Source organism: Methylobacterium sp. J-068 (assembly GCF_022829445.1).
GTDB lineage: Bacteria > Pseudomonadota > Alphaproteobacteria > Rhizobiales > Beijerinckiaceae > Methylobacterium.
Genome location: NZ_JAKSXY010000122.1, coordinates 478159 through 492427, shown reverse-complemented (window position 1 = coordinate 492427; position 14269 = coordinate 478159). Strand labels below are relative to the sequence as shown.

The window sequence follows — 14269 nt, the reverse complement described above, 5'->3', positions numbered from 1 at the left end:
CTACCGATTAGTAGGTAGATATTTGGCGCCGTCAATGGCACAAGACGGCCCATTCCGGTTTCGAACGTTCGACGTCGTGTTCGGAGCCAGGTCTCGCGCGGTCGATGGCGACCAGGAACGATGAGGGACGATGAGGGACACCCGCGCCGAGTTGCTGCTGCAGGCCGAGTTCCTGGTGCGCCGGCGTGGCTATGCGGGCTTCAGCTATGCCGACCTCGCCGAGGCGGTGCAGATCCGAAAGGCCAGCATTCACCATTACTTCCGCACCAAGTCCGACCTCGCCCATGCCCTCGTGGCGGCCTACGATGCCCGCTACGACGCGGCCCTGGCCGAGATCCGTGCGAGCGAGCCGGAGGCGATCCGGCGGATTGCCGCCTACGGCACGCTCTATCTCGGTGGCGTCGAGGCGGGCCTGGGTTGCCTCTGCGCCGTCCTGGCGATCGAGGGCGACGCCCTGCCCGAGTCCCTGCGCGCCGACATCGCCCGCTTCTTCGACAAGCACATCGCCTGGCTGGAGACGGTTCTGGCGGAAGGAATCACGGCCGGGAGCGTGCGGGACTCGGTGGTGCCGGCGACGACGGCCCGGATGGTGGTGGCGACCCTGGAGGGCGCGCTCCTGATGGAGCGCCTGCTCGCGGGACCGGTGGGTTTTCGCGGAACGCTCGACGCCCTCTGCGACGGACTCCGGCCCGACGGGCTTTCATCGCGCGCCGATGATACAATATAACAGGCTCCAGCGACGCCACCCGCGCCATTCGAAGAGCCTCCATGTCCGACAACCCGAACTCCGACAGCCCGACCATCGCCGCGAAGATTCCCGTCACCGTGCTCACCGGCTATCTCGGCGCGGGCAAGACCACGCTCCTCAACCGCATCCTCACCGAGAACCACGGCAAGCGCTACGCCGTGATCGTCAACGAGTTCGGCGAGATCGGCATCGACAACGACCTCATCATCGGCGCCGACGAGGAGGTGTTCGAGATGAACAACGGCTGCGTCTGCTGCACCGTGCGCGGCGATCTCATCCGCATCATGGACGGGCTCGTGAAGCGGCGCGGCAAGTTCGACGCGATCATCGTCGAGACCACGGGGCTGGCCGATCCCGCCCCCGTCGCCCAGACCTTCTTCATCGACGAGGATGTGGGCGCGGCCGCCCGCCTCGACGCGGTGGTGACGGTGGCCGACGCCAAGTGGCTCTCGGACCGTCTCAAGGACGCGCCGGAGGCCAAGAACCAGATCGCCTTCGCGGACGTCATCCTGCTCAACAAGTCCGACCTCGTGGAGGAGGCCGACCTCGCCCGGGTCGAGGGCCAGATCCGGGCGATCAACCCCTACGCCCAGGTCCACCGCACCGAGCGCTGCGCCGTGCCCCTCGAGGCGGTGCTGGAGCGCAACGCCTTCGACCTCGGCCGCATCCTCGACATCGAGCCCGACTTCCTGGAGGAGGGCCACCACCATCACCACGACGACGACATGCGGTCGGTCTCGGCCAAGATCGACGGCCCCGTCGACCCCGAAAAGTTCATGCCCTGGATCTCGACCCTGACCCAGGTCCAGGGGCCCGACATCCTGCGCTGCAAGGGCATCGTCGCCTTCCCGAACGAGCCGCAGCGCTTCGTCTTCCAGGGCGTCCACCAGATCCTCGACGGCGACCTGCAGGGGCCGTGGAAGGACGACGAGGCGCGGGTCTCGCGGGTGGTGTTCATCGGGCGCAAGCTCGACCCGGAGGAGATCCGCGCCGGTTTCGAGGATTGCAGAGCGGCGTAAGGGCGGGGGGCGGCCCGAGGCGCGGACGGGCGAACCGATTCCGGATGCGGGCGTTGTTCGCGCGCCGCCCCTCCCGGACAACGCCCATGCGCCTCCGCCTCCCCCCTGCCGCCCTGCTCCTGTCCGTCCTGATTCCCCTCGGGACCGCCGCGCCGGCCGAGGCGCAAAGCCCGGCACAGGATTATCAGTACGGGCAGGGCCGGTTCCGGCAAGCCTGCCGGCCGCCGCTGAAGTTCGCGGCCGGGGCCTGCGTGCGCCGCTGCCCGGCCGGGTATCGCGATACCGGCCGCACCTGCCGCTTCAAGAACATGAACCGCTGACGCGGTCGCGGGCCGGTTTCCGCAACACCCTGTTTTCCGCAACACTTGGTTTACCATTCCGGCACAGGATCGAGTCCGTGCCGGCGTGACGCCGCCGGCCGCGACCGGCTGCCCGTCTCGGGCGCCGGCGAGGCTCCGGAGAGCGCTGATCCCATGATGTCCCGCGCGGAACGCACGCCCCTGACGGATTGGTGGTGGACCGTCGATCGCGGCCTGCTCGCCGGCCTCGGCGCGCTCATGGTGGCGGGCCTCGTCTTCCTCATGGGCGGCGGTCCGCCCGTGGCGGAGAAGATCGGGCTGCCGACCTTCCACTTCCTCAACCGGCAGGCGCTCTATCTGGCGCCGACGATCCTCATCATCGTCGCGGTGTCGTTCCTGTCCCTGCGCCATATCCGGCGGGTCGCCCTCTTCACCTGGATGATGGGCGTCGCGCTGTGCATCCTGGCGGGCAAGTTCGGCCCGGAGATCAAGGGCGCGCATCGCTGGATCCAGTTCGGGGCCATCGGCATCCAGCCCTCGGAATTCGTGAAGCCCGCCTTCGTGGTGGTGGCCGCCTGGGCCTTCTCGGAGGGCGCGCAGCGGCGCGACATGCCGGGCGGCCTCCTGGCGATCCTGCTCCTGCCGGTCACGATCGTGCCGCTCGTGCTGCAGCCGGATTTCGGCCAGACCATGCTCATCACCATCGTCTGGTGCGCGCTGTTCTTCGTGGCCGGCCTGCACTGGTTCTGGGTGGCGGGCCTGGGCGCCGGCGGCCTCATCGGCGTCGCCGCCGCCTACCGCTTCCTCTACCACGTCCGCGAGCGCATCGACCGCTTCCTGAACAGCGATTCCGGCGACAACTTCCAGGGCTTCTGGGCCCAGCAATCGTTCAATTCCGGCGGCTGGCTCGGCACCGGGCCCGGCGAGGGCGTGGCCAAGCGCCACCTGCCCGACGCGCATACCGACTTCATCTTCTCGGTGACGGGCGAGGAGTTCGGCACCCTGGTCTGCCTCGGCCTCGTGCTGCTCTTCGCCTACATCGTCATGCGGGGCCTGAAGCTGGCGCGCCGCACCGACGACACCTTCTCGCGTCTCGCCATCACGGGTCTCACCACGCTGTTCGGGCTCCAGGCCTGCATCAACATGGCGGTGAACGTGCGCCTGATGCCCGCCAAGGGCATGACGCTGCCCTTCGTCTCCTATGGCGGCTCCTCGCTGATCTCGCTGGCGCTCGGCATGGGCTTCCTCGTGGCCTTGACCCGCAAGCGCCCCCGGACCACCACCCTGAGCCAGAAGCCGCCGGGCACCGCCCCGGCGACCATCGCCGGAGTGATGCGTTGACCGTCGCGACAGCCACGATCCTGCTCTGTGCCGGTGGCACGGGCGGGCATCTCTTCCCCGCCGAGAGCCTGGCGCACGCCCTGCGCGCGCGCGGCGTGCGGGTGGCGCTGGCCACCGACGCCCGCGTGGATTCCATCGCCGCCGGCTTCCCGGCCTCCGAGATCGTCACCATCGCCTCGGCGACGCCCTCGGGCCGCTCGCTGATCAAGCGCGGCGCCGCGCTCCTCACCCTGGGGCGCGGCTTCGGCGTCGCGGCCCGGCAGATCAAGCGCATCGACCCGGCCGCCATCGTGGGCTTCGGCGGCTATCCCACCGTACCGCCGATGCTGGCCGGGCAGATCCTGCGGGTGCCCACCGTCCTGCACGAGCAGAATGCCGTGATGGGCCGGGCCAACGCCTTCCTGGCTCGGGGCGCGCGGGCCATCGCCACGGGCTTCCGGGACGTGCGCGGCGTGCCCGTGAAGGCGCTCGCGCCCCGCACGCACACGGGCAATCCCTTACGCCCGGCGGTGCTCGAGGCCGCGAAGATCGCCTATCCGCCCCTCGGCGCGGGCGACCCGCTGCATCTCCTCGTCTTCGGCGGCAGCCAGGGGGCCCGCGTCATGGGCGAGGTCGTGCCGACCGCCATCGCCAACCTGCCGGCGGACCTGCGCGGCAGACTCCGCCTCGTGCAGCAGGTGCGGGCCGAGGACCTGACGCAGGTCCAGAACCTCTATCTCGGTTTGGGGCTCGCCGGCTTCGAGGCCGCGCCCTTCTTCAAGGACCTGCCGGCGCGCATGGCGGCGGCCCATCTCGTCATCGGCCGCTCCGGCGCCTCGACGGTGTCGGAACTCGCCGCGATCGGCCGGCCCGCCATCCTGGTGCCGCTCCCCGGCGCCCTCGACCAGGATCAGGCGGCCAATGCCGCGACGCTGGCCGCCATCGGCGCCGCGCAGGCGATCCCGCAGACCGCCTTCACGCCGGACCGCCTCACGGCGGAACTGGTGGAGCTCTTCTCGAATCCGCCAAAATTGACCGCGGCGGCTTCAGCCGCCAAAAGCGCCGGTATCCACGATGCCGCCGAACGGCTCGCCGACATCGTCATCGCGACGGCGGCCGGCTCCCGAATCCCTGTCGCCTGATTGATCCCGTTCGAGTCGGTCGACCCGCGCTCCCGACGCTCCTGAGACTGGTCCTTCCCATGAAGCTGCCCGACAAGCTCGGTCCCATCCACTTCATCGGCATCGGCGGCATCGGCATGTCCGGCATCGCCGAGGTGATGCACAACCTCGGCTACACCGTGCAGGGGTCGGACGCGAACGACAACGCCAACGTCCGGCGCCTCGCCGAGAAGGGCATGCGCACCTTCATCGGGCATGAGGCCGGCAACGTCGAGGACGCCGCCCTGGTGGTCGTCTCCACCGCGATCCGGCGCGACAACCCCGAACTCGTCGCCGCCCGCGAGCGCCGCCTGCCCGTGGTGCGCCGGGCCGAGATGCTGGCCGAGCTGATGCGCTTCAAGTCCTGCGTCGCCATTGCGGGCACGCACGGCAAGACCACGACGACCTCCCTCGTGGCGACCCTGCTCGACGCCGGCAACCTCGACCCCACCGTGATCAACGGCGGCATCATCAACGCCTACGGCACCAACGCCCGCATGGGCGAGGGCGAGTGGATGGTGGTGGAGGCCGACGAGTCCGACGGCACCTTCCTGAAACTGCCCGCCGACGTCGCCATCGTCACCAACATCGACCCCGAGCATCTCGACCATTTCGGCTCGTTCGAGGCGGTGAAGGACGCCTTCCGGCGCTTCATCGACAACATCCCGTTCTACGGCTTCGCCGTGATGTGCATCGACCATCCGATCGTGCAGGATCTCGTCGGACACATCGAGGATCGCCGCATCATCACCTACGGGGAGAACCCGCAGGCCGATGTCCGCCTCATCGACGTGGACCTGCGCGGCGGCCAGAGCAAATTCCGGGTGATGATCCGCGACCGGCGTCCGGGCTTCCGCCTCGAGATGGAAGACCTGATCCTGCCGATGCCCGGCAAGCACAACGCCCTGAACGCCACGGCGGCGCTCGCCGTAGCCCACGAACTCGGCGTCGAGCCGGAAGCCATCCGCAAGGCGCTCGCCGGCTTCGGCGGCGTCAAGCGCCGCTTCACGAAGACCGGGGAATGGAACGGCGCGCTGATCTTCGACGATTACGGGCACCATCCGGTCGAGATCAAGGCGGTGCTGAAGGCCGCCCGCGCTTCGACCGAGGGAAACGTTATCGCCATCGTGCAGCCGCACCGCTACACGCGTCTGGCCTCGCTGTTCGACGATTTCTGCACCTGCTTCAACGATGCCGACACGGTCATCGTCGCCCCCGTCTACGCGGCGGGCGAGGCGCCGATCGAGGGCATGGACCGCGACGGCCTCGTCTCGGGGCTGAAGTCGCGCGGCCACCGCGATGCCATCGCGCTCCAGCGCTCGGAGGACCTGGCGGGGATCGTCGCGGGGCGGGCGAAGCCCGGCGACTACGTGGTCTGTCTCGGCGCCGGCAACATCACGCAATGGGCCTACGCGCTGCCGGGTGAACTCGCGGCCCTGGACGGTGTGCCGGCGTGAGGCGAGTCTCCGCGTCGCTGCCCTTCGGGTGCTTCGGCGCGTTGGCGCGGCTTCCCGCGAACGAGGGTCTCGGTCTTCGGAGCCATCCGGGGCCGCATCCGGGTGAGGGCGCGCGCCGCCGGACGTGTTTAGCCGACTGTCCGGGCCATCGCGCACCTCGTCCTTACACCGTTTCGGCCTGATCCGTTCGGTGATGGGGTGGCTCGCGGGTCCCCTCTCCTGGAAGGAGAGGGACAGGGTGAGGTGTGAGACCTTTCCGGAGATGGACCACACCTCTCCCCAACCCTCTCCTTCCAGGAGAGGGAGCCCGTCGCGTCCGATCGTCTCGAAGTGATCAACCGGAACCGGTATTAGTCGTGCAATCGTTCGCTGTTTCATCCGAGAAGCACCAGCCGCAATGACCGCCTTCCCGGACATCACCCCCGACATCCGCGCCCGGGCTCCGGCCCTGCGCGGGCGGCTCATCGCCAACCAGCCGCTCTCGGACCTGACCTGGTTCCGGGTCGGCGGCCCGGCGCAGGTGCTGTTCAGCCCGGCCGATGCGGAGGACCTCGCGGCGCTGCTCGCGGCCCTCGACCCCGAGATTCCCGTCACGGTGATCGGCCTCGGCTCGAACCTCATCGTGCGCGACGGCGGCGTGCCGGGCGTCGTGATCCGCCTCGGCGGCAAGGCGTTCGGCTCGGTGGCGGTCGACGGCGAGACCCTGTTGGTGGGCACGGCGGTGCCGGACATGCGCCTCGCCAAGGCCGCGGCGGAGGCCGGGCTCGACGGGCTCGCGTTCTTCCGCGGCATCCCGGGCGCGGTCGGCGGGGCGCTCCGCATGAATGCCGGCGCGCACGGGGGCGAGACCACGGACGTGCTGGTCGAGGCCCACGGCATCGACCGACGCGGGACGGCGCGCCGGTTCACCCACGCGGAGATGGGCTTCGCCTATCGCCACAGCGGCGCCCCCGACGACGTGATCTTCACGCAGGCCGTGTTCCGGGGACGACCGGGCGAGCGCGCGGCCATCGAGGCCGAGATGGAGCGGGTGACGGCGGCGCGCGAGGCGGCCCAGCCGATCCGCGAGCGCACCGGCGGCTCCACCTTCAAGAATCCGCCCGGGGCCAAGGCCTGGCAACTCGTCGACGCGGCCGGCTGCCGGGGCCTGCGGGTCGGGGGCGCACAGGTCTCCGAGATGCACTGCAACTTCCTGATCAACCGCGACGGCGCCACGGCCGCCGATATCGAGGGGCTCGGCGAGGAGGTCCGCCGACGCGTGCGCGAGACCTCGGGCGTCGATCTGCACTGGGAGATCAAGCGCATCGGTCTCCACGCGGAAGTGCCGGGCCGGTAGGACGTGACGCCTTGGGATCGGGCCGGATGCCGATGGCGGAAGCGGCCCTCGATCCAGGGCGGGATGCGGCTCCCGGTCGGACCGGAACGAGAGGCAGGAAGCGCATGATGACGGTTGACGAGGCGCTGGAAACGGCGTTGCCGGAGCGTGACGATCCTTTCGTGGCCTTCACCGAATGGGGCGGACGAGCCGACGACGAGGCTTCTACCGACCTTTGATATCCCTGCGTCCGGGCCGATGATTCCGGTCCGGGATCATACCGATCAGAGCCCCATTCTCCACGGAGTCCCCATGTCCAAGCACGTCGCCGTCCTCATGGGCGGATGGTCCTCCGAGCGCCCGGTCTCGCTGAATTCGGGGACGGCCTGCGCCGATGCCCTCGAAGGGCAGGGCTTCCGCGTCACCCGCGTCGATGTCCAGCCGGATATCGCGACGGTGCTGACCGCCCTGCGCCCCGACGTGGCCTTCAACGCCCTGCACGGACCGGCGGGGGAGGACGGCACGATCCAGGGTCTGCTGGAGCTGCTGCGCATCCCCTACACGCATTCGGGCGTGCTCGCCTCGGCGCTGGCCATGCACAAGGAGCGTGCCAAAGTGATCATGCGGGCGGCCGGCGTCAGCGTTCCGGAGGGGCGCGTCGTTAACCGTCACGAGGCGGCGAAGTCGCACGTGCTGACGCCGCCCTACGTGCTCAAGCCGGTGGCCGAGGGCTCCTCGATGGGTGTCATCATCGTGCGCGACGGACGCTCCCATCCGCCCCAGGAAGTGGGCCGGGAGGATTGGGCCTATGGCGATGAAATCCTTGCCGAAACCTACGTCGCGGGGCGCGAGCTGACCTGCGCCGTGATGGGGGACAAGGCCCTCGGCGTGATCGAGATCAAGCCGGCCTCGGGCGAGTGGTACGACTTCGACGCGAAGTATGCGGAGGGGGGGTCGATCCACGTCCTCCCGGCAGAAATTAAACCAAATCTTTACCAGCGTGTCCAAGAGTTGTCGTTAACGGCGCATCAAGCACTCGGGTGCCGGGGCATCAGCCGTGCGGACCTTCGCTACGACGACACACCGGGTGGAACCGGTGCCCTCGTCGTCCTGGAGGTCAACACGCAACCCGGCATGACGAAGACGAGCTTGGTCCCGGAGATCGCAGCCCACGCGGGCTTTAGTTTCGGTGAGCTCGTCCAATGGATGGTGGAGGACGCAACGTTGGGCCGGTAGGGGCCGAAGGCCCGTTCGGCGGCCAAGGTTCCCTGAGCCAAGGTTCCCTGGGGCCCGCCGCCGGCACGATCGCCTCCGTTCGCGCCGCGCTCGCCGCGCGCCTGCGCCGCTTCACGCCCCCCGGCCGCCGCTCCCGCCTCGCGGTTCCCATTGAGCGGCGCGTCCCGCGCCATCTCGGCACGGCGGTGTTCTCGGTCTCCTTCGCGACCCTGGCGCTGGCCGGGTTCGTCGGCAGCGGCGCGTATGACCGCTTCGTGGTCGAGCACGGCCGCCCCCTCGACATCCTCGCCCGTTTGGCCGGCTTCGGCGTCGAGCGCGTCACCATCTCGGGGATCGCCCGGCTCTACGAGCGCGAGGTGCTCCAGGCCGCCGGCATCGACGGCCATTCCTCCGTCGTCTTCCTCGACGTGGCGGAAGCCCGCGAGCGCCTGCTGGCGGTGCCGCTCATCGCCAGCGCCTCGGTGCGCAAGGTCTATCCGAACGAGATCGTCATCACCCAGGTGGAGCGCGAGCCCGCCGCCCTGTGGCAGCGCAACGGCGAGATCGCCGTGATCGCCGCTGACGGCACTGTGATCGACCAGATGCGGGACGACCGCTACGCCGCGCTCCCGCTCGTGGTCGGCGACGACGCCAACCTCAAGCTCAAGGATTACCTCGCCCTGATCGAGGCGGCGGGCTCCCTCGCCGAGCGCGTCAAGGCCGGCACCTACGTCTCGGGCCGGCGCTGGACGCTCAAGCTCGACGGCGTCGACATCCGCCTGCCCGAGACCGGCGCCATCGAGGCGCTGGCGCGCCTCGTCAAGCTCGAACGCGACAATCGCATCCTCGAGAAGGACATCATCGCGGTGGACCTGCGCATGCCCGACCGGGTCGTGGTTCGGCTCACCGAGGAGGCGGCCGCCGCCCGCGCCGAATCCCAGAAGAAGTCCAAGCCCAAGGGGACCAGCACATGAGCCGCACGATCCGTCCGGCGCATCGCGCGCATCCGTCCCGCTTCACCCCTTCCGCTCGGTAGCCCGATGCACGACCCGCACGGCCTCACCCCACGCCTGAAACCTCTCTCGGCCCGGCGCAGCACCACCCTCTCGGTGCTCGACATCGGAACGAGCAAGATCGTCTGCCTCATCGCCGAGCTTCAGCCGGCCGAGGCCCTCACCACCCTGCGCGGGCGCACCCATTTCGCCCGCGTGATCGGCATCGGCCATCAGCGCTCGCAGGGGCTGAAGGGCGGCGTCATCGTCGATCTCGAATCCGCCGAGACGGCGATCCGTCAGGCGGTCCATGCCGCCGAGCGGATGGCCAAGGTCGAGGTGCAGTCGGTCATCGTGAACATGTCCGGCGGCCGCATCGGCTCGCAGCACTTCGAGGCCCGCGTCAACACCCGCACCGGCACCGTCACCGGCGCCGACGTGGAGCGCGTGCTCGAGACCGCCTCGGCCCACGGCGTCAGCCCCGGCCGCGCGGTGCTCCACGCCCTGCCGACGGGCTACGCCATCGACGGCCAGGGCGCGGTCATCGACCCCTCGGGCATGATGGGCGACGCGCTCGGCGTCGACCTTCACGTCGTCACCGGCGAGGCGGCCGCAGCCCGCAACCTGATGCTGGCCGTCGAGCACTGCCACCTCGGCGTCGAGGCGGTGATCGCCACGCCCTACGCCGCCGGCCTCTCGGCCCTGGTGGACGACGAGGCCGAGATGGGCGTCGCCGTGGTCGACATGGGCGGCGGCACCACCAGCGTCGGCGTGTTCTCCGGCGGTCACCTCGTCCACGTGGACGCGGTCGCGGTCGGCGGCCACCACGTCACCATGGACATCGCGCGCGGCCTCTCCACCCGGGTGGCGGCGGCCGAGCGCCTCAAGACCCTCTACGGCTCGGCCCTGCCCACCGCGTCCGACGAGCGCGACATGATCGCGGTCCACGGCGTCGGCGAGGACGAGGGCGACGCCCCCACGCACGTGCCGCGCTCGCAGCTCGTGCGGATCATCCGTCCGCGCGTGGAGGAGGTGGTGGAACTGGTGCGCGACCGCCTGCGCGCCGCCGGCTTCTCCGCCCAGGCCGGGCGCCGGGTGGTGCTGACCGGGGGCGCGAGCCAGCTCGTCGGCCTGCCCGAAGTGGCCCGCCGGGTCATGGAGGGGCAGGTCCGCATCGGCCGGCCGCTGGGCATCCGGGGCCTGCCGGAAGCCGCCAAGGGCCCCGCCTTCTCGGCGGCGGTGGGCCTCCTCGTCTACCCGCAGGTGGCGCATGCGGAGCATTTCGAGCCGCGGGGCCACGGGGCCTTCGCCGGCACGGGAACGGACGGCTACCTCTCGCGCGTCGGACGCTGGATCCGCGAGAGCTTCTAGGAACGACGGCCGCCGCGCTCGAAACCCCGCAGGGTGAGCGTGACCGGCTCTGACAAATCGGCGCTTCCTCCGGGCGAGCGTCAAACGAAACGTGAAAGGCACGAGAGGCTCGACACCATGGCCATCAGTCTGCAGGCGCCGGATATCCGGGAACTCAAGCCCCGCATCACCGTCTTCGGTGTCGGCGGAGCCGGCGGCAACGCCGTGAACAACATGATCGAATCCGGCCTGCTGGGCTGCGAGTTCGTGGTCGCCAATACCGACGCGCAGGCGCTCACCTCGTCCAAGGCCGAGCGCGTGATCCAGATGGGTCTCGGCGTGACGCAGGGCCTCGGCGCCGGCTCGCACCCGGAAGTCGGTTCGGCGGCCGCCGACGAGGTCATCGACGAGATCCGTGACCAGCTCTCGGGCGCGCACATGTGCTTCATCACCGCCGGCATGGGCGGCGGCACCGGCACGGGCGCGGCTCCCGTCATCGCCCGGGCTGCCCGCGACATGGGCATCCTCACCGTCGGCGTCGTGACGAAGCCCTTCCAGTTCGAGGGCGTGCGCCGCATGCGCACGGCGGAAGCCGGCATCCAGGAGCTTCAGGCCGCCGTCGACACCCTCATCGTGATCCCGAACCAGAACCTGTTCCGGGTCGCCAACGAGAAGACCACCTTCGCCGACGCCTTCGCGATGGCCGACCAGGTGCTCTACTCGGGTGTGGCCTGCATCACCGACCTCATGGTCAAGGAAGGCCTGATCAACCTCGACTTCGCCGACGTCCGCGCCATCATGCGGGGCATGGGCAAGGCCATGATGGGCACCGGCGAGGCGTCGGGCGAGAACCGCGCCAACCGCGCGGCGGAAGCCGCCATCGCCAACCCCCTCCTCGACGATGTCTCCATGAAGGGCGCGCGCGGCCTGCTGATCTCGATCACGGGCGGCAACGACCTCACCCTCTACGAGCTCGACGAGGCCGCCACCCGCATCCGCGAGGAAGTGGATTCGGACGCCAACATCATCCTGGGCGCGACCTTCGACGAGAGCCTCGACGGCATCATCCGCGTCTCGGTGGTCGCCACCGGCATCGAGCCGGCCCTGATCGCCGCCAATTCCCAGAACAACCCCGACATCGTGCAGACCGAGCAGCGCATCGCCGAGGTCGCGGAGCGTCTGCGTGCGGAAGCGAGGGCGCGGGCCGCACAGCCCGCGCCGACCTTTCGCCCCGCCGGACAGGAGCAGGCCGTAGCCGCTCCGGCCGCCGCTCCGTTGCCCGTGCAGGCGCCCGCCCAGGCCGCTCCGCTCCAGGCTCCCGTCCAGATGCTCCGCGCTCCCGAGCCGGTGGCCCTGGCGCCCGAGCCCATGCGGATCGAGCTGCCGCAGGCCCCCGTCATGCGCGACGAGGTCATGCTGACCCAGACGCAGCCGCGCGCCGCCATGGCCTACGAGCCCGCCCCGGCCCCGGTGGCCGAGCCCGCGCCGCAGCCCGGCACCGGCGCCTTCGTGCCGCCGCGTCCGGCCGTCGCCGTGGCGCGCGCCCCGCGCATGCCGCAGATCCAGGACCTGCCGCTTCCCGCCCAGGCCCAGCTCCGGGCCCGCGAGGAGCAGCCGGCCGAGCCGGCGACCGATTCCAAGCGCATGACGCTTTTGCGCCGTCTCGCGACGGTGGGCTTCGGCGGACGCCGTGAGGATGTCGAGGCCGCGCCGCTCCCGCCGATGCGGGCGCCCGCCGCTCCGACGCCGCAGGCCCCCGCGCCGACCGACTACGCCAAGCGTGCGCCGGTCCAGGCTCCGCCGTCCTACCGCCCGGCTCAGGGGAACCTCGATCCGCAGGGCCGCGTCGCGCCCCAATCCCGGATGATGGACGACGACCAGCTCGAAATCCCGGCCTTCCTGCGCCGCCAGGCCAACTGAAAGGCGAGGGTCCACCACCCCCGCGACCCACAGGCTGAGATATTTCAGCCACAGGCCCGGAGCCCAGCGGCTCCGGGCCGTTCCTGTTGTTAAGTCATTGTTTAGAAACGGCTTCCGGAATCGCTCGATGAAACCGGGGCTGTAACACAGCGTAAGAATCCGTGATTTGGCCTCGCTTTGGGGCACGGCTATACGAAATTTGGAACGACAAGGCGCGGCGGTTTCGACCGTCAAGCGCCGGCAGGGGCTTCAAGCAGCGGACGGATCGCAGGGGCTGAAGGCCCATCCCAACGGGATGGGCACGCCCGATCACGGCCGAGGGCTATGGAATGCGAACGAACCAACAGACGACTCTCAAAGCCCCCGCGACCCTGAGCGGCATCGGCGTCCATTCCGGAAACCCGGTCGAGATCACGCTGCATCCAGCGCCCGCCAACCACGGCATCGCCTTCCTCCGCACCGGAATGCCCACCGGCAACGACCGGCTCATCAAGGCCCATCACGCCTGCGTCTCCGCCACCGAACTCTGCACCGTCATCGGTGACGTCGAGAGCGGCGCCGTCGCCACCATCGAGCACCTGATGTCGGCGCTCTACGGCCTCGGCATCGACAACGTCCTCGTCGAGATCGACGGCCCCGAGATGCCGATCCTCGACGGGAGCGCGCTTCCCTACGTACGGGCGATCGACGCCGTCGGCACCGCGACCTGCGGCGCCGCCCGCCGCTGGATCAAGGTGCTCCGCTCCGTCCGCATCGAGGTCGGCCGCGCCTTCGCCGAGCTTCGCCCGATCGACCGGGGCTTTCGCCTCGACGTCGAGATCGATTTCGAGAATCCGGTGATCGGCCGCAGCCGCAAGGCCATGGACCTCACCCCCTCCGCCTACCGTCGCGAGATCGCGGGCGCGCGCACCTTCGGGATGATGCGGGACGTGGAGCGCTACTGGAAGGCGGGCTTCGCCCTCGGCGCTTCCCTCGAGAACACGGTGGCGGTCGGTGAGACGGCCGTCGTGAACCCCGAGGGCCTGCGCTACGCGGACGAGTTCGTCCGCCACAAATTCCTCGACGCGGTCGGCGATCTGGCCCTGGCCGGCCTTCCGCTCCAGGGCGGTTACCGCTCCTATTGCGGCGGCCACCGCATGAATGTCGGCGTCCTCACGGCCCTGTTCTCCGATCGCGCCAACTACGCCATCGTCGAGGGCCCGGCCCCCCGCCGCGAGACCAGCCTGACCGAGTTCGGCGCGAGCCTGGGAATCGCCGCCTTCGTCGGCGACTTGTAGCGGCACCGCCACACCTCTCTGCTTTCTGTTAAGGGCGTGGCCCGCCCGCCGCTTTCGCGCCCAAATCGCGCTCCACGGTGAATCGAGCGTGAAAACGGGACGTCCGTCCGGTGTGCAGCGCACCCGGATCGTGGCATGAGGCCGTCAGCCACGCGACCGACCTTTGTGATGGCTTGACGACGCGCGTCCGTGAACGG

Annotated in this window: 12 protein-coding genes; all 12 read left to right on the top strand. The window is 70.0% G+C overall.

Features of this window, described 5'->3' with window-relative positions:
• Nucleotides 1–130 precede the first annotated feature (130 nt).
• The 12 genes from MKK54_RS22620 to lpxC all read left to right on the top strand — a co-directional run bounded on the left by MKK54_RS22620 (nucleotide 131) and on the right by lpxC (nucleotide 14072).
• On the top strand, nucleotides 131–727 hold the full coding sequence (locus MKK54_RS22620) for a TetR/AcrR family transcriptional regulator (protein WP_244014469.1): 597 nt from the start codon (nucleotides 131–133) through the stop codon (nucleotides 725–727).
• 41 nt (nucleotides 728–768) lie between these two features.
• Nucleotides 769–1767, top strand: coding sequence for a CobW family GTP-binding protein (locus tag MKK54_RS22615; protein ID WP_244014467.1), 999 nt, complete (start codon nucleotides 769–771; stop codon nucleotides 1765–1767).
• Between the two features lie 86 nt (nucleotides 1768–1853).
• Nucleotides 1854–2087, top strand: coding sequence for a hypothetical protein (locus tag MKK54_RS22610; protein WP_244014465.1), 234 nt, complete (start codon nucleotides 1854–1856; stop codon nucleotides 2085–2087).
• A 153-nt stretch (nucleotides 2088–2240) separates the two neighbouring features.
• A complete protein-coding gene (locus MKK54_RS22605; protein WP_244014463.1) occupies nucleotides 2241–3407 on the top strand; it encodes an FtsW/RodA/SpoVE family cell cycle protein in 1167 nt (388 codons plus the stop codon).
• The gene (gene murG, locus MKK54_RS22600; RefSeq protein ID WP_244014461.1) at nucleotides 3404–4528 is read left to right on the top strand and encodes an undecaprenyldiphospho-muramoylpentapeptide beta-N-acetylglucosaminyltransferase; all 1125 of its coding nucleotides are present in this window, start codon (nucleotides 3404–3406) and stop codon (nucleotides 4526–4528) included. Before MKK54_RS22605 ends, murG begins: the two co-directional genes overlap by 4 nt.
• Before the next feature lie 59 nt (nucleotides 4529–4587).
• Nucleotides 4588–6003, top strand: a complete 1416-nt coding sequence (gene murC, locus MKK54_RS22595; protein ID WP_244014459.1) for a UDP-N-acetylmuramate--L-alanine ligase — start codon at nucleotides 4588–4590, stop codon at nucleotides 6001–6003.
• Nucleotides 6004–6400: 397 nt separating this feature from the next.
• A complete protein-coding gene (murB, locus tag MKK54_RS22590) occupies nucleotides 6401–7339 on the top strand; it encodes a UDP-N-acetylmuramate dehydrogenase (protein WP_244014457.1) in 939 nt (312 codons plus the stop codon).
• Between the two features lie 291 nt (nucleotides 7340–7630).
• Nucleotides 7631–8554, top strand: coding sequence for a D-alanine--D-alanine ligase (locus MKK54_RS22585; RefSeq protein ID WP_244014454.1), 924 nt, complete (start codon nucleotides 7631–7633; stop codon nucleotides 8552–8554).
• Nucleotides 8521–9507 carry a cell division protein FtsQ/DivIB gene (locus MKK54_RS22580; RefSeq protein ID WP_244014451.1) on the top strand — a complete coding sequence of 329 codons (987 nt, stop codon included), beginning with the start codon at nucleotides 8521–8523 and terminating at the stop codon, nucleotides 9505–9507. The genes MKK54_RS22585 and MKK54_RS22580 overlap by 34 nt, the downstream gene beginning before the upstream one ends.
• 66 nt (nucleotides 9508–9573) lie before the next feature.
• Nucleotides 9574–10896, top strand: a complete 1323-nt coding sequence (gene ftsA, locus MKK54_RS22575) for a cell division protein FtsA (protein WP_244014449.1) — start codon at nucleotides 9574–9576, stop codon at nucleotides 10894–10896.
• A gap of 117 nt (nucleotides 10897–11013) precedes the next feature.
• A complete protein-coding gene (gene ftsZ / locus MKK54_RS22570) occupies nucleotides 11014–12795 on the top strand; it encodes a cell division protein FtsZ (protein ID WP_244014447.1) in 1782 nt (593 codons plus the stop codon).
• 329 nt (nucleotides 12796–13124) lie between these two features.
• Nucleotides 13125–14072 carry a UDP-3-O-acyl-N-acetylglucosamine deacetylase gene (lpxC, locus tag MKK54_RS22565; protein WP_244014445.1) on the top strand — a complete coding sequence of 316 codons (948 nt, stop codon included), beginning with the start codon at nucleotides 13125–13127 and terminating at the stop codon, nucleotides 14070–14072.
• Nucleotides 14073–14269: the final 197 nt, after the last annotated feature.

Bases quoted from the DNA above. Each gene is read 5' to 3' on its own strand.
- murC (WP_244014459.1), top strand. From the start codon at position 4,588: ATGAAGCTGCCCGACAAGCTCGGTCCCATCCACTTCATCGGCATCGGC.
- MKK54_RS22580 (WP_244014451.1), top strand. From the start codon at position 8,521: ATGGATGGTGGAGGACGCAACGTTGGGCCGGTAGGGGCCGAAGGCCCG.
- ftsA (WP_244014449.1), top strand. From the start codon at position 9,574: ATGCACGACCCGCACGGCCTCACCCCACGCCTGAAACCTCTCTCGGCC.
- ftsZ (WP_244014447.1), top strand. From the start codon at position 11,014: ATGGCCATCAGTCTGCAGGCGCCGGATATCCGGGAACTCAAGCCCCGC.
- MKK54_RS22615 (WP_244014467.1), top strand. From the start codon at position 769: ATGTCCGACAACCCGAACTCCGACAGCCCGACCATCGCCGCGAAGATT.
- murB (WP_244014457.1), top strand. From the start codon at position 6,401: ATGACCGCCTTCCCGGACATCACCCCCGACATCCGCGCCCGGGCTCCG.
- MKK54_RS22610 (WP_244014465.1), top strand. From the start codon at position 1,854: ATGCGCCTCCGCCTCCCCCCTGCCGCCCTGCTCCTGTCCGTCCTGATT.
- MKK54_RS22585 (WP_244014454.1), top strand. From the start codon at position 7,631: ATGTCCAAGCACGTCGCCGTCCTCATGGGCGGATGGTCCTCCGAGCGC.
- lpxC (WP_244014445.1), top strand. From the start codon at position 13,125: ATGCGAACGAACCAACAGACGACTCTCAAAGCCCCCGCGACCCTGAGC.
- MKK54_RS22620 (WP_244014469.1), top strand. From the start codon at position 131: ATGAGGGACACCCGCGCCGAGTTGCTGCTGCAGGCCGAGTTCCTGGTG.
- MKK54_RS22605 (WP_244014463.1), top strand. From the start codon at position 2,241: ATGATGTCCCGCGCGGAACGCACGCCCCTGACGGATTGGTGGTGGACC.